At 68.0% G+C, this 21,913-nt stretch carries 20 protein-coding genes; 4 read left to right on the top strand and 16 right to left on the bottom strand.

Going from position 1 to position 21,913, the window contains the following annotated elements:
• Positions 1–38: 38 nt before the first annotated feature.
• From VX037_RS20645 to VX037_RS20605, 9 genes are all read right to left on the bottom strand, one after another.
• Entirely contained in the window at positions 39–782 is a 744-nt protein-coding gene (locus tag VX037_RS20645) for an SDR family oxidoreductase (RefSeq protein WP_328715725.1), read from the bottom strand.
• Positions 779–1,588, bottom strand: a complete 810-nt coding sequence (locus tag VX037_RS20640; RefSeq protein WP_328715723.1) for an alpha/beta fold hydrolase — start codon at positions 1,586–1,588, stop codon at positions 779–781. The genes VX037_RS20645 and VX037_RS20640 overlap by 4 nt, the downstream gene beginning before the upstream one ends.
• Positions 1,585–2,568 (bottom strand): VOC family protein, encoded by a 984-nt coding sequence (locus VX037_RS20635; protein ID WP_442903724.1) that lies wholly within the window; start codon positions 2,566–2,568, stop codon positions 1,585–1,587. The genes VX037_RS20640 and VX037_RS20635 overlap by 4 nt, the downstream gene beginning before the upstream one ends.
• 25 nt (positions 2,569–2,593) lie before the next feature.
• Entirely contained in the window at positions 2,594–3,544 is a 951-nt protein-coding gene (locus tag VX037_RS20630; RefSeq protein WP_328715719.1) for a PDR/VanB family oxidoreductase, read from the bottom strand.
• Between the two features lie 39 nt (positions 3,545–3,583).
• Positions 3,584–4,102 carry a cupin domain-containing protein gene (locus VX037_RS20625; RefSeq protein WP_328715717.1) on the bottom strand — a complete coding sequence of 173 codons (519 nt, stop codon included), beginning with the start codon at positions 4,100–4,102 and terminating at the stop codon, positions 3,584–3,586.
• A gap of 35 nt (positions 4,103–4,137) precedes the next feature.
• The gene (locus VX037_RS20620; protein WP_328715714.1) at positions 4,138–4,506 is read right to left on the bottom strand and encodes a RidA family protein; all 369 of its coding nucleotides are present in this window, start codon (positions 4,504–4,506) and stop codon (positions 4,138–4,140) included.
• Between the two features lie 29 nt (positions 4,507–4,535).
• Positions 4,536–6,071, bottom strand: coding sequence for an aldehyde dehydrogenase (locus VX037_RS20615; RefSeq protein ID WP_328715713.1), 1,536 nt, complete (start codon positions 6,069–6,071; stop codon positions 4,536–4,538).
• 217 nt (positions 6,072–6,288) lie between these two features.
• Positions 6,289–6,828 carry a MarR family winged helix-turn-helix transcriptional regulator gene (locus VX037_RS20610; RefSeq protein ID WP_328715711.1) on the bottom strand — a complete coding sequence of 180 codons (540 nt, stop codon included), beginning with the start codon at positions 6,826–6,828 and terminating at the stop codon, positions 6,289–6,291.
• Positions 6,829–6,924: 96 nt separating this feature from the next.
• Entirely contained in the window at positions 6,925–7,083 is a 159-nt protein-coding gene (locus VX037_RS20605) for a hypothetical protein (protein ID WP_328715709.1), read from the bottom strand.
• A 246-nt stretch (positions 7,084–7,329) separates the two neighbouring features.
• On the opposite strand from VX037_RS20605, the gene VX037_RS20600 reads away from it, so the two are divergent.
• The 4 genes from VX037_RS20600 (at position 7,330) to VX037_RS20585 (ending at position 10,978) form a co-directional block, all read left to right on the top strand.
• Positions 7,330–8,316, top strand: coding sequence for a GlxA family transcriptional regulator (locus tag VX037_RS20600; RefSeq protein WP_328715707.1), 987 nt, complete (start codon positions 7,330–7,332; stop codon positions 8,314–8,316).
• Positions 8,317–8,434: 118 nt separating this feature from the next.
• Positions 8,435–9,259, top strand: coding sequence for an alpha/beta fold hydrolase (locus VX037_RS20595; RefSeq protein ID WP_328715705.1), 825 nt, complete (start codon positions 8,435–8,437; stop codon positions 9,257–9,259).
• Between the two features lie 122 nt (positions 9,260–9,381).
• The gene (locus VX037_RS20590; protein WP_308203682.1) at positions 9,382–10,341 is read left to right on the top strand and encodes an NAD(P)-dependent alcohol dehydrogenase; all 960 of its coding nucleotides are present in this window, start codon (positions 9,382–9,384) and stop codon (positions 10,339–10,341) included.
• Between the two features lie 64 nt (positions 10,342–10,405).
• A complete protein-coding gene (locus VX037_RS20585) occupies positions 10,406–10,978 on the top strand; it encodes a GNAT family N-acetyltransferase (RefSeq protein WP_328715704.1) in 573 nt (190 codons plus the stop codon).
• A gap of 347 nt (positions 10,979–11,325) precedes the next feature.
• Here VX037_RS20585 and VX037_RS20580 read toward each other — a convergent pair whose 3' ends face one another.
• The 7 genes from VX037_RS20580 to VX037_RS20550 all read right to left on the bottom strand — a co-directional run bounded on the left by VX037_RS20580 (position 11,326) and on the right by VX037_RS20550 (position 21,720).
• Positions 11,326–12,054: a DUF429 domain-containing protein gene (locus tag VX037_RS20580; RefSeq protein WP_328715702.1), complete on the bottom strand. Its 729-nt coding sequence runs from the start codon at positions 12,052–12,054 to the stop codon at positions 11,326–11,328.
• A gap of 26 nt (positions 12,055–12,080) precedes the next feature.
• Positions 12,081–13,379: a TrpB-like pyridoxal phosphate-dependent enzyme gene (locus VX037_RS20575; protein ID WP_328715700.1), complete on the bottom strand. Its 1,299-nt coding sequence runs from the start codon at positions 13,377–13,379 to the stop codon at positions 12,081–12,083.
• 83 nt (positions 13,380–13,462) lie between these two features.
• The gene (gene nhaA, locus VX037_RS20570) at positions 13,463–15,292 is read right to left on the bottom strand and encodes a Na+/H+ antiporter NhaA (protein ID WP_328715699.1); all 1,830 of its coding nucleotides are present in this window, start codon (positions 15,290–15,292) and stop codon (positions 13,463–13,465) included.
• Positions 15,293–15,385: 93 nt separating this feature from the next.
• Positions 15,386–17,776 (bottom strand): phosphoketolase family protein, encoded by a 2,391-nt coding sequence (locus VX037_RS20565; RefSeq protein WP_328715698.1) that lies wholly within the window; start codon positions 17,774–17,776, stop codon positions 15,386–15,388.
• A gap of 97 nt (positions 17,777–17,873) precedes the next feature.
• Positions 17,874–18,542 carry a response regulator gene (locus VX037_RS20560; RefSeq protein WP_328715696.1) on the bottom strand — a complete coding sequence of 223 codons (669 nt, stop codon included), beginning with the start codon at positions 18,540–18,542 and terminating at the stop codon, positions 17,874–17,876.
• Entirely contained in the window at positions 18,539–20,200 is a 1,662-nt protein-coding gene (locus VX037_RS20555) for a sensor histidine kinase (protein ID WP_328715695.1), read from the bottom strand. Before VX037_RS20555 ends, VX037_RS20560 begins: the two co-directional genes overlap by 4 nt.
• A gap of 35 nt (positions 20,201–20,235) precedes the next feature.
• A complete protein-coding gene (locus VX037_RS20550) occupies positions 20,236–21,720 on the bottom strand; it encodes a CitMHS family transporter (protein ID WP_328715693.1) in 1,485 nt (494 codons plus the stop codon).
• Positions 21,721–21,913: the final 193 nt, after the last annotated feature.

Here is a 21,913-nt window from a genome sequence, read left to right as displayed (position 1 = left end):
GCTGGTCGGGTGGTCGGTGATCTGGGTCGCAATGTTGTTCAGCGGAAGATGAATCCGCCGTCGACCACGATGGTCTGCCCGGTGACGAAGGCGGCGTCGTCGGAGAGCAGGAACCTCACGACCCCGGCGACGTCGTCGGGAGTCTGTTCCCGGGTCAGAGCTCGGCCGTCGGCGTAGGTGCGGTAGCGCTCATCGGGCACGGTCTCAGTGGCCTCGACACGCGTGAGCCCGGGGGCCACCGCGTTGACGCGCACACCGTGGGGGCCGGCGTCGCGGGCCATCGACCGGGTCATCCCGATCACCGCCGCCTTCGACGACACGTAGTGCACCAGGCGCGGCGAGCCGTACATGGCGACATCGGAGGCGATGTTGACCACCGCACCCTGTGCTGCCGACAGCTGCGGCCACAGGTATTTGGTGACCAACCAGGTGCCGCGGACGTTCACGTCGGTCAGCCGTCCGAACTCGTCGTCGGCGAGCTCGAAGAACGTTGCACCGCCGACACCGTCGGCGATCGCGGCGTTGTTGACCAGACCGACGAGCCGGTCGCCGTCGCGGTCGAGACGATCGGCCAGCGCACGCACCGAAGCGACGTCGGCGATGTCGGTGACAACCGCAGATACGTCGAATCCGGCTGCGCGCAGATCGCTCTCGGCGCTGTTGGCGGTCTGCGCGTCGCGTTCGGCGATCACGACACGATGACCCTCGCGGCAGCAGCGTCCGGCGATGCTGCGTCCCAGCCCGCGTCCGCCACCGGTCACGACCACCGTCCCGGCGCTCATGACAGGCCCCGCACGAAGTCGGCGACGAGGTCGGCTGCTGCATCCGGGCGTTCCTGGATGGCCACGTGCCCGGCGTCGGCGAGGACATGCAGTTCGGCGCCGGGAATGGTGTCGGCGAGCAGACGTGATTCGTCGACACCGGTGATCGTGTCGTGTGCGCCGACCAGTACCAGTGTCGGGCAGTCGATCCGCGTCAGTTCGGGTCCGAGGTCGGTTGCGGCCATGAACTCCGCGGCGGCGGTGAAGCCGGGTTGGCGGACGTCGGCCATCGACCGGCGTACCGAGGCCGCCACGGTCGGGTCTGCGGTGGGTGCCGTGAGTCGGTGGGCGCGTGCGGTGGCGACCGCGTCGGCGCCGCGTTCGGCCAGTTCAACGATACGGTCCCGCATGGCGGCGGCTTTGGTGCTGGTGGTGCCGGATCCGCGGGTGCTGTCGGCGATCACGAGGGCGGCGATCCGGTCGGGTCGGCGCAGCGCGGCGGACATGGCGATCACTCCGCCCCACGAAGTTCCGAGCAGCACGACGGGCGCGTCGGGGGTGATGCTGTCGATCAGGTCGATGACGTCGGCGACGACATCGGTGGTCGGGGATGGATCGGGCGATGCCCCGTAGCCCGGTGCGTCCACGCACCACGCTGAGATCCCGGCGGCGGCCAGCCGATCGGCCAGGGGCGCACAGGATGCGGCCGAGCCGCCGATGCCGTGCAGCATCACCACGGTGTGGGCGCACCGGATCTCGCGGTGGGTGGCATGTTCCACCACGTGCAGGCGGTCGCGAATCGACGTGGCGACGGCGGCGGTGCTCATGAGACACCTGCCATCTCGGATGCGCCGTAGAAGTAGTCGGCGTCGTCCGGGGTAACCAGCGCCCGCGCACCCAGGTCGGGCACCCCGGCCATCGCCGAGCGGATGGTGCTGGTGGGCGGGCCGGCGGTGCCCCAGGTGTCCGACAGTTCGGGGGTGCGACGCCAGGTACGGCACAGCCATGCGTCCTCGTCGATCTGGGCGACCTCGGAGGTGTATTCGCACACCAGTCCGGCCGGGTCGGTGAAGTAGGAGAAGGTGTTGTCGCCGGGTCCGTGCCGCCCGGGTCCCCATTGTGGGGCGATGCCGTGGGCTTTGAGGCTGCCGATGCCGCGCATGAAGTGATCCAGCGAGGTCATCTCGTAGGCGACGTGGTTGATCGACGGCCAGGGCGCCTGGTTGAGCGCGATGACGTGGTGGTCGGAGTTGCAACGCAGGAACGCCATCTGACGTTCGGACCAGTCGGAGACGCGCATGCCGAGGACCTGCGTGTAGAAGCGGGCGGTGCGCTCGATGTCGGTGGTGTTGAGCACCACGTGGGCGATCTTGCGGGGGACGGCGCGACGTCCGGCGGGCTCCTGTGCGGACACCGCGAAGGTGTCGGCGGACAGTTCGACAACGCGCCCCTCCGGATCCACCAGTTGCAGGCCGTAGCCGCCGCCGGCATCGTCGAGCAGCCCGGGCTCGCGCAGAAGCGGCACACCGAGCTGTTCGAGTGCGCGGGCGGCGTCGTCGACCTCGCGGGGTGTGGCGACGGCGAAACTGATGCCGCCGAGGCCATTCACGTCACCGGCGCGGAGGTCGAGCACATGATGTTCGGTGCCGGTGGCGCGCAGCCAGAACCGGTCGCCGTCCTCCTCGACGGTGGTCAGCCCCCACACCTCGTGATAGAACGCGCCCGACGCCGCGGGGTCTGGTACGGCCAGTGCCACCGACCGCAGGCTGCGCAGTCGACAGACCGGTGCTGCGGTGAGAGCGGGCATCAGTGAGTAGAGCACGATGTTCCTTCTAGATGTCGAGGACGAGTTCGGCCGAGCGGCAACGGGACACGCACGGGAACATGGTGGTGTTGGCGGCGTGCTCGGATTCGCTGAGCAAGAAGTCGCGGTGGTCGACGTCGCCCTTGACGACGCCGACCTCGCAGGTGCCGCAGATGCCTTCGGTGCACGAACTCGGTACGTCGACGCCGGCGTCGAGCAGGGCGTCGAGCACGGAGATGTCGGGGCCGACCGGGATGCGCTGCCCACTGCGGTCGAGCACCACGTCGAACGCGGTGTCGTCGCCCGACGGCGCCGCGGCGGCGGGAGCCGCGAACCGTTCGGTGCGCAGGGTGACGCCGTCCGGTACGTGGCAGGCGACCGCGTCGAGCAGCGGTGCCGGTCCGCAGCAGTACACGACCGCACCGGGTTTCGCGGTGGCGACTGCAGTCGCCAGGTCGGGCAGTCCGCCGGTCTCGTCGTCGGCGTGGATGGTGGCTGTGCCGTGGGCGGCCACTTCGTCGACGAAGGCCATGGTGCGCCGGGAACGTCCGGCATACAGCATCCGCCACGCGTAGCCGTCACGGTGGAGGTGGCGCATCATCGCGACGATCGGGGTGATGCCTACCCCACCGGCCACCAGGATGTGCTCGTCGGCGTCCGGGTCGAGGGCGAATGCGTTGCGCGGGCCCTCCACCTCGATCTCCGCACCGACCGACAATCGGTCGTGAACCACCGTGCTACCGCCCCGGGACTGTTCGGCACGCAGCACCGCGACGGTCCAGCGGGTGCTGTCCTGCGGGTCCGAGCAGAGGGAGTACTCGCGGACCAGGCCGCCGGGTAGGTGCAGGGCGATGTGTGCGCCCGGCTCCCAGGTCGGCAGCGGAGCGCCCGTCGGGTCGACGAGGCTGACGCTGGTGATGCCGGCGGCTTCCCACGTCTTCTGCTGGACGCTAAGAACTCTGGAGTTTCCTGCGCTCATCGGTGATCCTTCTCGATGAATTCGGTCGGTGCGAACGGGTCAGCGCGTGACGCCGTACATCTCCGAGCTCGGCGGATAGGTGGGCAGTTCGGGCTTCTTGGCGCCGATGATCACGCAGAACAGCGCGTCGGTGTCGCCGACGTTGGCGAGGCTGCGCGGGACGCCGGCGGGGACGCGGATGAGATCGCGATAGCCGAGGCGGCGTACCGCCTTCTTGGTGCCGTCTTCCACATCGTGCACGGCCACCTCGAGTTCACCCTCGAGGACGAAGAACACCTCTTCGACGTCGTGGTGGGTGTGCTCGGGGCCGACGGCGCCGGCGGGCAGGCGCATGTTGGAGAAGGTGAAGTGTTCCGAGGGCAGGGTGCGGTTGTCGCCGTCGTGGTTGCCGGTGGCTCCGGAACCGATGTAGCGGATCTGGGCCCGCTTGAACCGGTCACCGCCTGCGGCCGCCTGGAATCCCAGGGTGTCCCAGTCCTCGTGGCGGGTGTCGCGGCTGGCGATGGCGGCGTCGATCTGGGCCTCGAGGTCGACGGTGGTCTTCTCGGGTGCGGTCATGATGTGTCCTCTCGGTGGGTGCGTGCGTTGGGGGTTCAGGCGACGTGCGCGACGGCTTCGATCTCGACCGTCGCGCCATACGGGAGTGCGGCGACCTCCACGAACGAGCGGGCCGGTCGAGGTGCGGCGAAGACCTTCTCGTAGTGGCGGTTGGCGGCGTCCCGCAGCGTCACGTCGGTGACGAAATAAGTGGTCTTCACGACGTCGCCCAGGCTCATGTCGATGGTCGCGAGGCGTTCGGTGAGTCGGGCGATGGCCGCGTCGAGCGCGGGCTCCACACCCGCGACGGCGTGCCCATGCTCGTCGACGGACAAAGCGCCGGAGACGAATCCGAAGCCGGCAGCGGCGTAGGCGGGGCTGTAGGGGTGGGCGGATTGGGTCGCGGTGTCGACAGGGGTGGACATGCGTTTCCTCTCTTGTGGTGGGTGTCGGGTCATCGGGGTACGCCCCAGGCGATGGGGTCGTCGCTGCGATCGAGGTAGATGCTCTTCTGATCGCAGTACTGGCGGACCGCGTCGCGTCCCTTCTCGGTGCCCAGTCCGCTGTCGCGCAGGCCGGTGAAGGGCGTGGAGATGGAGAACTGTTTGTAGGTGTTGACCCAGACGGTGCCGGCGTCGATCGCCTCCCCGATGCGCATGGCGCGGCGGTAGTCGTCGGTCCAGATGCCGCAGGCGAGTCCGTAGTCGGTGTCGTTGGCCTGGGCGATCACGTCGGCCTCGTCGTCGAACGGGATCACCACCGCGACCGGCCCGAAGATCTCCTCGCGGCAGATCATGTCGCCGTTGGTGACGCCGGTGAGGATGGTCGGCGGATAGTAGTTTCCGTTATCGAGTCGAGGATCGTCGGGAATTGCTCCGCCGCAACGCACCTGGGCTCCGGCGGCCACGGCGTCGTCGACCATGGCCGCCACCGAGTCACGATGCGATCGAGAGATCATGGGCGCGACGTCGGTGGCAGGGTCGGTGCCCTCGCCCAGTCGCAATCGTTCGGCGCGGACGACGAGTTCGTCGGTGAAGGTGTCGAAGATGCTGCGGTGCACAAATACCCGCGATCCGGCGATGCAGCTCTGGCCGCTGGAGGAGAAGATGCCGAACAGCACACCCTGCAGGGCACGTTCGATGTCGGCATCGTCGAAGACGATCGTCGGCGACTTCCCCCCGAGTTCGAGCGTGATGGGCATGAGCTTGTCGGCGGCCACGTGCGCGAGGTGACGGCCGGTGGTGGTGCCGCCGGTGAAGCTGATCTTGCTGATCAACCGATGACGCACCAGCGCCTCGCCGACGGTGCGGCCGGGCCCGGGCAGCACCGACAGCACGCCGCGAGGCAGGCCGGCCTCCTCGCACAGCCGCGCCAGGAGCAGGGTCACCCACGGTGCCCACACCGGCGGCTTGCTCACCACGGCGTTTCCCGCGGCCAGTGCCGGCGCGAGCTTCTGTGCGTCCGAGGCGATCGGCGAGTTCCACGGGGTGATGGCACCCACCACGCCCATCGGACGGTGGGTCGACATCGTGATCCACGGGCCGCGCGGGGTGGTCAGTGTGCCGTCCATGGTCTCCAGGGCGGCGGCCATGTAGCGAAAGGTGTTGGCGGCGCTGGCGGCCAGCGCCCGGGTCTCGGTGAGGGTCTTGCCGGTGTCGAGTGTCTGCAGGGCGGCGATGCGGTCGCGCGCTGTGTCGATCGCGTTGCCGATCCGGTGCAACACAGCGGCGCGTTCGTGCGGCAGCATGGTCGCCCACCCACTGGCCCGGGCGGCCGAAAGACCCTCGCGCACTGCGGTGTCCACGGTGTCGACGGTTGCGCCGTGCAAGGTCGCGAACACTCGCCCGGTTGCCGGATCGATCGATTCGATCTTCTCGCCGGTACCGATCTCCCATCGGCCCGCAACGTGAATCCGGTCCACGAGATCGGCGGGGTCGGCGCCGATTGCGGCGGGGTCCGCGACTGCTGAGGTGTTCGCGAGGAGCGACATGCTTCGGTCCGTTCCACTGACTGTTCGGGGCTGCGCGCTTGACTAGATATCTTTGCGCTAAGACATTTCTAAAGCCTTAGCGCAAAGAGGTCAAGGGCGGAAGCCGCAGGACAAGCGTTTGTAACGGGCGATTTACACCGTGGAAATGCTAGAGATGCAGGTCACACTGCATGTGTCGGCGGTCACGTGCTCCGCGAAATTGGTTGAGAATTTTTCGTCAGCCGACGGTGATCGGGTCGGATTCACCGGGATCCAGGCCGTCACCGAGGACTGCCGCACGGGACGAGAGTTCGAGTTGCCCGAGCAGACGGGCCAACGCTGCGGCGTCGTCTGTCGACAGTTCGCCGAGCATCGTCTGCAGCTTGGCGAAGTGTTCGTCGGCGACGCGATCGACCAGCGCCGAGCCCTCCGCGGTCAGCTCGACGTAGACCACGCGCGCATCGTGCGGGTCCTTGGATCGCACCACCAAGCCGGCATCCTCGAGTCGCTTGACCCGCAGTGACAGACCGCCGGTGGTCACCAGCGTCTGCTCGGCGAGCTGTCCCGCGGTCAACCGGTGATCCGGTACGGCGCGACGCAGGCACGCCAGTACGTCGAACCCGGCCTCGCTGATGTTGTGTTCCTCGAATGTCGTCGCGATCCGCGCCCGGTACACGAGAAAGCTGCGGTGGAGTCGGCCGAACACCTTCAGTGCCGACACGTCCAGTTCGGGACGCGCGACCGCCCAGTGCGACACGATGACATCGACTCCGTCCATGATGGGTCGAGCGTACCTGCCGGAACCGCGCCGGCCCGCCGCCCGCCCGGCCGGTGGATCACTCGTCCCCCGGGTATCGCCAACTCCTCCGCGAGTTCAGAGGGGGCCTGCAAATATCAGGGGGACGAACGATCTGGTCAGCTCGCCGCCGGCGGAGAGCGCTCGGTCGAATCCGCGTTCGTTGAGGATCAGCGCGCTGTAGGTGACGCCGTCGGCGTCCGGCAGTCGGGCCACCACGTCTTCGGCGGCGGCCATCGCCGGCACTTCTTCGGGTGCAAGAAGTTCGTGACCTCGACGGTGCGCCCACCGAACCCACCGCGCGTCGCACGAGGTCGAGCTTCTCGACGGTCGACAGCGTCACCGACTCGTCCTGCAGACCGCCTCGTGGTGCCATCTCGACGATCGTCACGTGGCGATCCACGGCTGTCGGACACTCATACTCCCAACCTGACGAGTACGTTCGTGACGACATCCACGTCACCGAGGACATAGATTCGCCTCATGGAGAGTGTCCTCCCCCGCACGCGCACCCACCGCCGGATCGGGATCGTCGTCTTCGACGGCGCGAAGATGCTCGACTTCTCCGGACCCGCAGAGGTGTTCGTGGAGGCCAATCAGTTCGGTGGCGACTACGAGGTCGTCGTCATGTCTCCGGCGGGTGGTGACGTGACGACGTCGATCGGCGTGCGCGTCAGCACTGCCGCGGTGACAGGGTCGGGAAGGTTCGACACCGTGATGATCGCGGGCAGCGAGATCGCGCCGCCGTTGTTCGTGACGCCGGAATTGATCGCCGCGGTCTCCGACCTCGCCGGACGCACTCGCCGCCTCGCGTCGGTGTGCACCGGTTCGTTTGTGCTCGCCCAGGCCGGGCTACTGGACGGCCGGTCGGCGACGACGCACTGGAAGTTCACCGCCGACCTCGCACACCGCTTCCCCGCGGTGCGGGTGGACCGCGACGCGATCTACGTCCGCGACGGTGACCTCTACAGTTCGGCGGGTGTGGTCGCCGGAATCGACCTGAGTCTGGCCCTCGTCGAGGCGGATCACGGTGCCGAGGTCGCTCGGCGGACTGCGCAGGGCCTACTGGTCTACATGCAACGAGGTGGCGGACAATCGCAGTTCTCCGCGTCACTTGCCGGCCCCGCTCCGCGCACCGGTCTGGTACGTCGCGCCACCGACCACATCCACGCGAACCTGCATGTCCCGCACACGGTCGCGAGTCTCGCCCGACACGTCAATGTCAGCGCGCGACAACTGACCCGACTCTTTCGCGAGGAGTTGGGCACCACCCCGGCCGGCTACATCGCCGACGCCCGCTTCGCGGTCGCCCGCGACAAACTGCACGCCGGGTTCACCGTGAGCGCAGCAGCGCACGCCGCCGGCTACGGCAGCGCCGAGGTCATGCGACGCGCCTTCGTCGCCCGCATCGGGGTGTCCCCACGCAAGTACCAGCGACGCTTCTCATCCACCCGGGCAGTCGCCGGGTGATCCGGAGGTCGCAAATGGGGGTGTTTGTGGCGCAGCGAGTGGGACCGCGGAGGACGTAGCGGGCGCACACTGAACGCGCTGGTCAAAAGACCACTACCTCTCGCGAAGGAGCACTGCCATGCCCACGGTCACCACCTCGGACGGCGTCGAGATCTTCTACAAGGACTGGGGTTCCGGACAGCCCGTCGTGTTCAGTCACGGCTGGCCGTTGTCGTCGGACGACTGGGATGCACAGATGATGTTCTTCGTCGAGCACGGGTATCGGGTCGTCGCCCATGACCGTCGAGGGCACGGTCGCTCCACCCAGGTCGCCGACGGCCACGACATGGACCACTACGCCGACGACATGCGTGCCGTCGTCGAGCACCTGGACCTGCGCGACGCGATTCACGTCGGACATTCCACCGGCGGCGGCGAGATCGCACGTTATCTGGCCCGGCACGGCGTCGACCGCGCCGCCAAAGCGGTGCTGATCAGCGCGGTGCCCCCGATCATGGTCAAGACCGACAGCAACCCCGACGGACTGCCGAAGGAAGTGTTCGACGATATCCAGCAGCAGGTCGCGCAGCGTCGTGCCGACTTCTTCTGGGAGTTCGCCGCCGGACCGTTCTACGGATACAACCGCGAGGGTGCGCAGCCGTCACAGGGCGTCATCGCCAACTGGTGGCGCCAGGGCATGATGGGCGGTGCGAAAGCGCACTACGACGGGGTGGTGGCGTTCTCGCAGACCGATTTCACCCCGGATCTCGAGAAGATCGAGATCCCGGTGCTGGTGTTGCACGGGGAGGACGATCAGGTCGTGCCCTACCAGGACGCCGGGGTGCGATCCGCGGAGTTCTTGCCGAACGCCACACTGAAGACCTATCCGGGATTCCCGCACGGAATGCCGACGACGGAGGCGGACACCATCAACGCCGACTTTTTGGAGTTCTTCCGCAGCTGATGCGGCCTCTGATCGCGCCCACCTGCGTACAGTCACGCAACCAGCCCTTGACCCTCCTATGGCGTACGCCGTACCGTTGACCCATCGACTTACAGCGTAAGCTTGGAGCGACGATGAGGGCCATGACCCAGCACGAATACGGCACCAGCGACTGTCTGCGCCTGGGTGAGGTCGATCGACCCGTACCGAAACGGGACGAGGTCCTGGTGCGGGTGCATGCCGCCGGCCTCGACCGCGGCACCTGGCACCTCATGACGGGCACGCCCTACGTCGCACGCCTCGGTCTCGGCCTGCGACGCCCCCGGTGGCCGGTGCCCGGCCGTGACCTGGCCGGAGTCGTCGCCGAGGTCGGCCCGGACGTAGACGCCTGGTCGGTGGGCGACGAGGTGATCGGTACGGCGGGCGGGTCGATGGCCGAGTACGCGGTGGTGCCGGTCAAGCGCCTGGGTCGCAAGCCCGCCGGCGTCTCCTTCGAGGAGGCTGCGGTACTTCCGGTGTCGGGACTGACCGCGCTGCAGGCCGTGCGTGACGCGGGTCGGGTGATCTCGGGGAATCGCGTGCTGGTGATCGGCGCATCCGGCGGTGTCGGTTCGTATGCCGTGCAGATCGCCGCGGCGTTCGGCGCCGACGTGGTGGCCGTGGCCAGCGGTCCGAAATCCGAATGGGTGCGGTCGTTGGGCGCTGCGCAGGTGATCGACTACACCCGCGACGACATCGACGCTTCCGCCGGCCCATTCGACGTCATCCTCGACATCGCGGGCAATCGAGAAGTCTCGGCCCTGCGACGCCTGCTGACCTCGCGCGGCACCCTCGTCATCGTCGGCGGCGAAGGCGGTGGAAACCTGTTGGGCGGCATCCAACGTCAGCTCGGCGCGATGCTGCTGTCGCCGTTCGTCAAGCACCGGTTGGTCGGCATCATCGCCAAGGAGAGCGCCGACGACCTGGCCGTGCTGAGGTCGATGGTCGAGGCCGGCACACTGCGCCCCACCCTGGACCGGACGTTCACGCTGTCCGAGGCCGCGAAGGCGATGGACTACCTCACCGAAGGGCAGGTGCGCGGAAAGCTGGCGGTGTCGATCTGAGATCGCCTTCGACCCTGTGCAACTGGCCTTGCGCTCCGCTCCCGACCCGACCAGGGTGGAACCCATGCCCATCGAGGTCCGCCCTGCTACCCGTTTCGCCGATGTGCGCGCGGTCATCGGGCCCAAACGCCCGGATGCCAACGTGTGTTGGTGTCTGAGCTACCGGATACCGAACAAGCTCAACCAGGAGCTCGCGCGCGAAGAACGCGGCGAGTACGTGCGGAAGTTGTGTCGAAGAAAGCCTGCCCCGGGTGTGCTCGCCTATGACGGCGACGACGTGGTCGGGTGGGCGGCGGTCGCCCCACGCGCCGACACCACTTTCGCCGGCAACCGCAAGATCCCCCACGTCGACGATCTCGACGTGTGGTCGGTGTGGTGCATCCGGGTCCGCCCCGGCCATCGCAAACAGGGCATCTCCCACGCACTGTTGGCCGGGGCCGTCGGCTTCGCCCGCGACCACGGCGCACCGGCCGTCGAGGGCTATCCGGCGGACAACCGCGGCGCGAAGGTGGATCTCACGATGGCGTACGTGGGAACGCGGAAGTTGTTCGAGGACGGCGGTTTCGAGTGGGCGGCAGACACCGATTCGGTCCTCAACCGCTTCCCGCGAGTCCTGATGCGACTCGACCTCCGGTAGTCGCATCCAACGAGAACTCCGCAACCCATCGCGGGTCGGCTCGCCGCAACCCATCGATGGTCGCCTCACCGCAACCCACTGCTGGTCGAGTAGCGTCCGAGGCGCCAGCCGACGAAGCGCACTTCACTGCTGGTCGAGTAGCGTCCGAGGCGCCAGCCGAGGAAGCGTATCGAGACCAGGCAACCCGAACCCACCTCGTCACGCCAGCTCGCCCAAAGCGCACTTCACTGCTCGTCGAGTAGCGTCCGAGGCACCAGCCGACGAAGCGCACTTCACTGCTGGTCGAGTAGCATCCGAGGCGCCAGCCGAGGAAGCGTATCGAGACCAGACAACCCGAACCCACCTCGTCACGCCAGCTCGCCCAAAGCGCACTCCGGCACGTGAATCCATCCCTCCCGCGCCGCCACCTCGAGGTCCGCGCCATCCGGGAGCCGAGTACGCCCCAGCGCCGCGGCCCGCGCGATCAGCGCGGTGATCACCGCGTCGAAGGCGTTGTCATCGGACATGAGCAACTCACGGTGACCACTCAGGTCCAACCACGGGGCCCGCGCGACCAGCGACTCGTACGACACCGCGAGTACATCGCGACGCGCAACACCTTTGTATCCGCGATGCGTCAACCCCCAGTGTTTCAGCGCCGCAGCCGGATACGCCTCCACCGCCCAGCCGTCGACACGGTCGGCGATGCCCAGGTCGGCCAGCAGTCCGACGCAGCGGAAGGCGACATGAGCGATCTGGTCGGCCGAGACGCTCAGCGGGTTGCCGAGCTTCGCTGCGGCGATGGCGCGGTCGGTCCGACGATAGGCCAGCGGTCGCCGGCGATCGATGTCGTCGAGCCCACGTCCGGCGGAGAGATTGCCGTGATGTTGTGCCACAACGAGATCGACGAACGCATCAGGCCAACCGAACGGCGCGTCGATGCCGATGCGTTCGGCGCCCGCGACGAGTTCGCGAATCCGCGCATCGTCGGCCGGCATCGTCAGCTCTACGAGTCGCGCGGTCCCGTCGGCCCACTCGATGACCGCGACCGCCGTGCGCGTCGGGGACGCTGCGAGGTCGACTCCGACGGTGCGCATCGGTTCCCGGCGGTCACACGAGGTCGTCAGAACTTCCCGTCGAGGAATTCCGCGTAGGCCGGCAGGTCGAGCTGACCGTGGCCCGACAACCCGATCACCACGACCTCCTCCTTGTCGCTGTTGGCGACGTGGGCAGCACAAGCGGCAATCGCATGCGTCGACTCCGGTGCAGGCACGATGCCCTGCGACCGCGCGAACTGCACACCCGCACTGAACGCATCATGCTGGCTGATCGCCACGCCCTCCACCAGACCGAGCTCCACGGTGTGACTGAGCGCAGGCGCCATGCCGTGGTAACGCAGGCCACCGGCATGGATCGGGTCCGGCACGAAATCCATACCGAGGGTGTGCATTTTGAGCAGCGGGGTCAGGCCGGCGACGTCGCCGTGGTCGTAGCGGTACTCGCCTTGGGTGATGGACGGGCACGCTGCGGGTTCCGCCGCGACGATGCGCGGGTTGGACCGACCGTGGATCTTCTCCCGCAGGAAGGGGAACGAGAGTCCGGCCAAGTTCGAGCCGCCACCGGCACATCCGAACACGACGTCGGCGCCCTCCTCGACGGCGTTGAGCTGCTCGACCGCCTCCACGCCGATAACGCTCTGGTGCAGCACCACGTGGTTGAGCACACTACCCAACGCGTAGCGGGTGTCCGGATCGGCGGCGGCCACCTCGACGGCCTCGCTGACCGCCATCCCCAGGCTGCCGGTGGTGTTCGGATCCTTGGCCAGCATCGCGCGACCCGCCTCGGTCAGATCCGACGGCGAGGGATGCAGCGTTCCGCCGTAGGTGCGGATGAGGTGACCGCGGTAGGGCTTGGAGTCATAGGACGCGCGGACCTGCCACACCTCGATGTCGATACCGAACTGGGCGCCCGCGAAGGCGAGCGCACTGCCCCACTGCCCGGCGCCGGTCTCGGTGGTCAGTTTCTGCACCCCGTCGACGCTGTTGTAGTACGCCTGCGCGACCGCGGAGTTGGTCTTGTGGCTACCGACCGGGCTGACGCCCTCGTACTTCACGTAGATGTGTGCCTTCGTGTTCAGCGCCTCCTCGAAGCGGCGGGCGCGGATCAGCGGCGACGGCCGCCACATCCGATAGATCTCCCGCACCGGTTCGGGGATCTCGATGTATGCCTCGGTCGAGACCTCCTGCGCGATCAACCCGGCCGGGAACAGGGCGGCGAGGTCCTCGGGGCCCACCGGCTCCTTGGTGCCCGGATGCAGATGCGGCGGGATCGGCTTCTCGAGTTCGGCCGCGAGGTTGTACCAGTGCGTGGGCACCCCCACGGTGACCAGTTCCGGGTTGGTGGCGTCCACGTTCATCGTCATGCAGGTCACCATAGCGGCGCAGGCCATGAGGGCGCGAGCAGGTTACACGCCCTTCCACATCTTCGGGGCCCGGCGGCAGTCGACTACGACCGCCGCCGCGCCGCCGACTGTGCGTCGCGATTCTCCTCGAGCGCTGCGATCACGGTGCGGGCGTCGTGCGGGCCGCGGTGGCGCCGTCCGTTGAGGAAGAAGGTCGGGGTCCCACGGGCACCGCTCGCCTCTGCGCTGCGCTCATCGTCGCTGATCCGCCCGGCGAGTTCGGCACTCTCGAGGTCGAGCACAAACCGGCTCATATCCAGGTCGAGCTGCTCGGCATAGCCCACCAGATGCTCGGAGGACAGTTCGGCCTGGTTGGCGAACAGCAGATCGTGCATCTCCCAGAACCTGCCCTGCTCGCCGGCGGCCTCTGCGGCGAGTGCCGCGAGGTAGGCGTGCGGGTGGTACTCGTAGATCGGCAGATGCCGCACGATGTAGCGGACTTCGTTGCCGAAGTGCGCGTGCACGTCGTTCCACATGCCGGTGGTCTTCGCGCAGAACGGGCATTCGAAATCCATGAACTCGACCACGGTGAGTGGGGCGTCGACCGGTCCGCGGACATGGTCGACCTCGGGATCCACCGGCGGCTCGAGGGTGATGGGCAGGTCGGCGGTCGTCTCGCCCCATTTGACGCGGGCCCGGGTGAAGATCAGCCAGCCCAGCGCGCCCGCGAGCACCATCGCCAACAGCACGCCGACGGTGGCTTCTGCAGCCTGGGTGGAGTCGGTGAAGGCCAGCCCCACGATGAGCAGTGACACGGTGAAGCCGATGCCGGCCAGTGCCGATCCGCCGAGAACACTGCCCCGCCCGACACCCTCCGGCAGCCGACCGAGACCCGCGCGCACCGCCAGCCAGGTCCCGACCGAGATGCCGAGGAACTTGCCGAGCACCAACCCCGCGACGACACCCCACGTGATGGTCGAGGCCAACGCGTCGGTGAAGACTCCCCCGCCGAGTGCGATGCCGGCGTTGGCGAGCGCGAACACGGGCACCACGAACAACGAGACCGGTGCCCGCAGCACGTCGTGCAGACGTTGGTTGACCGAGATCGACCGGGCCAGTCCGCTGCGGGCCGTCCGCGCGACGGTGGCCTCCGGCGACTGCCAGTAGTCGCGGAACAATGCCTTGGCCGACTCGACATGTCCGCGCTCGGTGGCGCGCGCCGGCACCAGCAGACCGGCCGCCATCCCGGCCAGCGACGGATGCACACCTGAGGCCAGCGTTGCCGCCCACACCACCACGACGAGCGTGACGTACGGGGCGCTACGCCAGACCGTGGTGCGCGACAGCAACCACAACCCGACGAGACCGGCGACGGCGATCAACAACGCGACCACATCGAGGTCGTCGGAATACACCACGCCGATGATCGACACCGCGAGGAAGTCGTCGACCACGGTCAACGTCAGCAGAAACACTCGCAGCTGATTCGACAGCCGCGGGCCGAGGATGGCCAGCGCACCCAGCAGGAAGGCGGTGTCGGTGCCGACCACCACACCCCAGCCGTCGGCGGCATCGCGTCCGGCGATCAACAGGTAGATCACCGCCGGCGCCACCACACCGGACACCCCGGCGACCAACGGCACCATCGCCCGACGGCGGTCGCGCAACGATCCGACGGAGAACTCCTGGCGCACCTCGAGCCCGATGACGAAGAAGAACAGCACCATCAGGCCGTCGTTGATCCAGTGCTGCAGCGACATGTCGACGCCGTGGGCACCGAAGCTCAGGCCCACCTCGGTGTGCCACAGCTCGGCGTAACTGTCCGACGGCAGGTTTGCCCAGATCAGCGCCGCGATCGTGACTGCGACAAGCAGCGCGGCGCTGCCGGTCTCGGTCCGCAACCAGTCGCTCAACCGCCGCGTTCGCACCACCACCGCGCCACTCCCTTCACACCGATGACGGCCGAGTCGGCGTCACACCCGATCATCATCGACAACGTCGGGACGTCGCGCATTCCCGACGGGAGCTCAGGCCCAGGTCCAGTCCCGGATCTCCGGGAGGTCCTCGAAGTGCTCGCGGACGTATTCGTGGTGGCGCGCCAGTTGGCCACGGCAGTGCTCGGCGAGCTCCGCGCTGCGTTCGGGCACACGTCGCGCCCGGCGCAGCGCCTCGAGCACGAGGTGGTAGCGGCTCATCTTGTTGAGCACCACCATGTCGAACGGTGTGGTGGTGGTGCCCTGCTCGGCGAACCCACGCACGTGGAACCGGTCGGCGTCGGGCCGGCCGTGCAACAGCTGATGTACTGCGCGCGCGTAACCGTGGAAGGCGACCACCACGTGTCCGTCCTCGGTGAACAGGTCGGCGAAGTCGTCGTCGGTCATCCCGTGCGGATGATCGGCCTGTGGCAGCAGGGCCATCAGATCCATGACGTTGACGACCCGTACCCGCAGGTAGGGCACCCATTCCCGCAGCAGTTGCGCCGCCGCGAGGATCTCCTGGGTGGGCACGTCACCGGCGCCCGCGAGCACGATGTCGGGGTCATCGCCGCTGTCCCCTTCGGTTCCGGCCCAGTCCCAGATCGACGCGCCGGCCGCCGCCTGCTCCCCGGCCTCCTCGATCGACAGGTACTGCAGGTGCGGCTGTTTGTCGACGACCAGCAGGTTCACGTGGTCGCGGCTTCGGAAACAGTGCTCGGCGATCGACAGCAACGAGTTGGAGTCCGGCGGCAACCAGATCCGCACCACGTCGGGTGCCAGTGGCATCACCGCGTCGATCAGGCCGGGCCCCTGATGGGAGAACCCGTTGTGATCGTTGCGCCAGCATGTCGACGTCAACAGGATGTTCAGCGACGCCACCGGTTCCCGCCAGCTCAGGTGCGACGCGTGCTGTAGCCACTTGGTGTGCTGGATGACCATCGACGCACTGATCATCGCGAACGCCTCGTAGGTGGCGAACAGCCCATGCCGACCGGTGAGCAGATAGCCCTCCAACCAGCCCTGGCACAGATGCTCGCTGAGCACCTCCATCACCCGTCCCGACGACGAGAGGTCGTCGTCGAACTCGGTGGTGGGCAGCTGCCAGCACCGGTCGGTCACGTCGAACACGGCGTCGAGTTTGTTGCTGGCCGTCTCGTCCGGGCAGAACAGGCGGAAGGTGCCACCGCCATCCGGGGTGGTGTTCTCGGTGTAGATGTCGCGCATGTACTCGCCGAGGACGGTGGTGGTGGGATGGATGGTGGCGCCGGGTTTGTCGACGTCGACGGCATAGCGCGCGATGGGCGGCAGTTTCAGCGGGGTCAGCAGGCGGCCGCCGTTGGCGTACGGCGTCGAGCCGAGCCGCCGATCACCGGGGGGCGCGAGATCTCGGATGTCCTCGACAACCGCACCGGTGTCGTCGAAGAGATCCTCGGGCCGATACGACCGCAACCAACTCTCCAGTTGGCGCAGGTGATCGGGGTTGTCGCGCACCCCGGACAGCGGTACCTGATGCGCCCGATGGGTGCCCTCGATGCGGCGTCCGTCCACTTCGGACGGCCCTGTCCACCCCTTGGGGGTGCGCAACACGATGGCCGGCCATCGGATGTCGTCAGCACGATCACCGTGCCGCGCGGCCGCCTGGATCTCGCGGATCAGACTGTGCGAGTGATCGATGGCGGCTTTCAGGTCGCCGAACACCGCGCGTGGGTCGTCCCCCTCCACGAACACCGGCGCCCAGCCCTGACCGCCGAGGAAGTCGGCGATGTCGGCGTCATCGCTTCGACCGAATACGGTGGGGGCGGCGATCTTTGCGCCGTTGAGATGCAGGATGGGCAGGACCGCACCGTCGCGTTCGGCGTTGAGGAAGGCCGGGAGCTTCCATGACCCCGCGAGCGGACCGGTCTCGGCCTCGCCGTCGCCGATGACACACGCCACCACCAGGTCCGGATGGTCGAAGGCGGCGCCGGCCGCGTGCACCAGGGCGTAGCCGAGTTCGCCACCCTCATGGATACTGCCGGGTGTCGGCACGCTCACATGGCTGGGAATGCCTCCGGGCGTGGAGAACTGGCGGCACAGGCGGCGCACGCCGCGTTCGTCGAGGGTGACGTGCGGGTAGACGTCGGTGTAGGTGCCCTCGAGGTAGGTGTTGGCCACCAGCGCCGGACCGCCGTGGCCCGGTCCGGTGATGTAGAGCCAGTCCGTGTCGGTCTCGCGGATCACCCGATTGAGCACGACGTAGATCGCGGACAACCCCGGACTGGTACCCCAGTGCCCGAGCAGTCGCGGTTTGATGTGCTCGACGGTCAGCGGTTCGCGCAGTAACACGTTGTCCTGCAAATAGATCTGCGCAGCGGTGAGGTAGTTGGCCGCATCCCACCACCGCAGGTCGGCGGACAGGTCGGCGTCGTCGTAGGTGTGGTCGGCGGTTCGAGTTGCGGTCATCAGGACCCCTTCGATGGCACTACCGGGTGTGGCCTCGTTCCCCTTGACTCCTCCATCGTGCCAGACGACATCCCGGCGCAAGGCCGATCGCAGGGCACTACCCGGGCAACCGGTATTCCTGGCGCGGCCGACCGGTGCTGCCGTACTGCAACGCCATGTTCAGCCGCCCGGCAGTGACGAGGTGAGCGAGATGTCGGCGCGCCGTGGCCGGTGACACCCCGACCGCCGAGGACACCTGATCGGCGAACAGTGGGCCGTCGGCATCGGCGAACAACTCCAGGATGCGATGTTCGGTGGGGGACGCGGCATCGGCGCGTTCGGCGGCCCGCGTGCCGAAGCGCAACGCCGACAACGCGGTGTCGACCGCGTGCTGATCGACGACGTCGGCGGACAGCACCCGCCGGTACTGGACGTATCCGGCGAGCCGACGAGCGAGTTCGGTGTCATCGAACGGCTTGATCATGTAGGCCAGTGCCCCGGCCCGCATCGCCGCACGCACCGCGCCCGCGTCGGTCTCGGCTCCCACGATGAAGGTGTCGCACGGCAACTCGCCCACGAGGTCGATTCCGGAGCCGTCCGGCAGGTAGACGTCGAGTAGCACGAGGTCGATGGCGCTGCCGTGATTGGCCAACGCGGAGCGCGCCGCCGCGATGCTGCCCGCACGGTCGATCACCCGGAACCCGCGCACCGCCTCGACAATGCTCGCGTGCAGCGCGGCGACTCGGAAATCGTCGTCGACGATGAGCACACCCAACTCGTCGGTCATCGGTCTCCCTCTCCGTCCTGGTCGGCCGTCTGCGCGGTCTCCAACACCGCGGGCAGGCGGGCGACGAGCACTGCGCCGCCATCGTCGCCGCCGGGGTCGGCGACCCAGATGTCGCCGCCGATGCGTCGGGCGATCTGCCGTGACAGCGCGAGCCCCATGCCGCGCCCGCCGGGTACGGCCGCATCCGCCTTGGTGGTCACGCCCTCGGCGAAGATCTCCGCCGGGTCGTCGAACGAGATACCCGGACCGGAATCGGCGACACTGATGATCAGGTCGTGCCCGTCGGTGATCACCTCCACCTCGACGGTGCCATGACCATCGCCTCCCGGCCCGGCGGTCTCGGGGCGCGCGGAGGCATCGATCGCGTTGTCGACGAGGTTACCCAACACGGTGGTCACCACGACCGGATCGCGCAAGCTGCCCTGCACCCAGGTCTGGTCACCGAGGGTGAGGGTGGTCGCCCGTTCGCGCGCATGGGCGGCCTTGGCGTCCAGGAATGCCTCCAGGTGTGGCTCGCCCACATTGTCGAGGCCCGCCAGGCGCGCGCCCCGGCCGCCGACGCCGTTGACCTCGTCGAGGTAATCGATGGCTTCGGCCGTGTGTCCGTGCCGGAGCAAGCCGGCGAGCACATGCATCCGATTCGCCGTCTCGTGTCGATGCGCCCGTAACACCGTGCTCATCGCACGAATCGAATCCACCTCGCGGGTCAGGTGCTCCACGTCGGTGCGGTCGACCACCGACAGCACCATCCCCAGGTCGCGTCCGTCGGCTTCGACGGTGTGCGAGCTGACCAGCACCACCCGGTCCCCGATGGTCGCGGCGACCGGGTCGGGCGTCGGCTGATCCAGCACGCCCCGCACCCGGGGGCTCAGCGAGAGCTCGTCGACTTCGGTGCCGACCGGGTCGGGTAGATCGAGCAGTCGTCGCGCGGTGTCGTTGGCGACGCGCACGACGCCGGTGCTGTCGACGGCCAGCACGCCGTCGGAGATAGAGTGCAGCACTGCGCCCTGCTCGCGCACCAGCTCGGTCAGCTCGTCGGGTTCCAAGCCGAGGGTCAGCCGGCGCCAGCGCCGGGCGAGCAGGATCGATCCGAGCGCCCCCACCCCGAGCGCGACCAGCGCGATGATCGCGGTGGCGGCGATGTCGCGACGGGTCTCGGCGGCCAGCCGCTCGGTGGACACGCCCACGCTGATAAAACCGACCACTCGGCCGTCGTCGACGATGGGCACCTTGGCCCGCACCGATTCACCGAGGGTCCCGCGGTCCGTGGTCACCTCCTCGTTGCCGGCCAGGGCGTTGGACGGGTCGGTGGAGACATGTTGCGCGAGCTGGTCGTCGTCGGGGTGAGCCAGCCGGATGCCGGAGGCGTTGCCGATGACGACGAACAACGCGCCGGTGCGCTGCCGCACCGCGTTGGCCTCGGATTGCAGCGGACCGGCCGCCAGCTGTGCCGGGTCGAGGACGGCGCCCTGACATACGGCGACCTCGTCGATGATGGTCGAGTCGGCGGCCACCGACTGGGCGATGGCGAGCGCTCGTTGCGCGTACTCGTCGCGGACCCGGTCGTCGGCGCCGGAGAGCACCAGCCCGAAACCGACGGCGAGGCTGACCGCGATGACGGCGAGTTGCAGGAGCAGTACCTGCATTCGCAATCGCATACGGCCAGCCTATTCGCCGGTGAGGTGGGCTCAGATCAGAATGGGATCGCGCCGATCAGGCAGCCGACGCCGAGCATCACCAGCGACACCGCCGCGGCCCGCCACAGCACCTTCTTGTGGTGATCGGCCAGTCCGACGCCGGCGAGGGCCACCAGCAACAGGATCGCCGGCACGAGCGGACTCTGCATGTGGAAGGGCTGACCGGTGATCGAGGCACGAGCCATCTCGGCGGGATCGATGCCGTAGCGGGTCGCGGTCTCCGACAGCACCGGCAGCACACCGAAATAGAAGGCGTCGTTGCTCATCAGGAAGGTCAACGGGATCGACAGCACGCCGATGACGACGGCCATGTGCGGTCCCATCCAGTCGGGGATACCCGAGGCCAACCAGTGCGCGATGGCCTCGACCATGCCGGTTCCGCTGAACACGCCGGTCAGTACCGCGGCGGCCAGCACCATCGCGACCACCGACACGATGCTCGTCGAGTGCCGGGTGATGGCCGCCTGCTGATCCTTCAGATGGGGGAAGTTGACGGCCAGCGCGATACCGGAGGCGATCATGAACAACACCGGGATCGACACCAGGTCCAGACCGAGGACCGCCAGCAGTGCGACGGTGAGACCGGCGTTCACCCAGAAAAGTCTGGGGCGCAGCGTGTCCCGGTTCGGATCGAGGATGCCGGTGAAGGCGGAGGCCGCCGGGTCGGCGGGTGCGCCGTCGGGTGCGGTGGGCAGGTCGCGAGTCGCCGCTTCGGAGTCGTCGGAGTCACCGGAGTCGCCGGAACCGCCTGTGACCGAACCGCTTCGCCCGGCGCGGCCACCGCGGGGCACGTCGGTCCCCGACCCGCCACTGGCGGCTACCAACACCTCGTCGCGCGGCGCCAGCACCGACTCGCGGATCTCGATCTGCCCGATACGACGGCGTTCCAGCACACCGAGATGGAAGGCGAACAACAACACCACGATCAGTCCGGCGGCGAGTGCCGGAACCATCGGCAGGAACACCGAATTGGTGTCGATGCCCAGCGCGCTCGCCGCCCGTGCCGTCGGCCCTCCCCACGGGAGAATGTTCATGGTGCCGTTGGCCAGGCCCGCGACCACCGTCAACACCACCGGACTCACACCGAGTTTCAGATACAGCGGCAGCAGTGCTGCGGTGGTGACGATGAAGGTGGTGGAGCCGTCGCCGTCGAGGGAGATGAGCATCGCCAATACCGCGGTACCCACCACCAGGCGCGCCGGATCGTTGCGTACCGCGCGGACGATGAATCGGATGATCGGGTCGAAGAGTCCGACGTCGATCATGATGCCGAAGAAGATGATCGCGAAGAACAGCATCGCCGCGGTGGGCGCAAGGTCTTCGATGCCGTCGACGATCATGTCGCTGATGTCGAGGCCGGCGCCGGCGAACAGACCGAACGCCACCGGCACCAGGATCAGCGCGACCACCGGGGTCGCCCTCTTGGTGATGATCAGGAACATGAAGGTGGCCACCATACCGAGGCCGAGTGCTACCAACATTGCCAAGCTCTTTCTGCGTGGGGGACGGCCGGAGGTGTGCGGACTCGTGGTCGCGGCCGTTACAAGAGCACTCTGCGGGTAATACAGGTCACAATCACGCTTGCGCGCATAACTCGTCTTTTGCGCGTTTTGTGCATGGACGCGAGGTGATCTCGATACGGCTCCTCGCTGCGCTCGTCACCTACTCGATCAG

The sequence above is a fragment of the Gordonia sp. Z-3 genome, assembly GCF_036233855.1.
GTDB lineage: Bacteria > Actinomycetota > Actinomycetes > Mycobacteriales > Mycobacteriaceae > Gordonia > Gordonia tangerina.
This window is presented reverse-complemented; position numbering and strand designations above follow the sequence as displayed.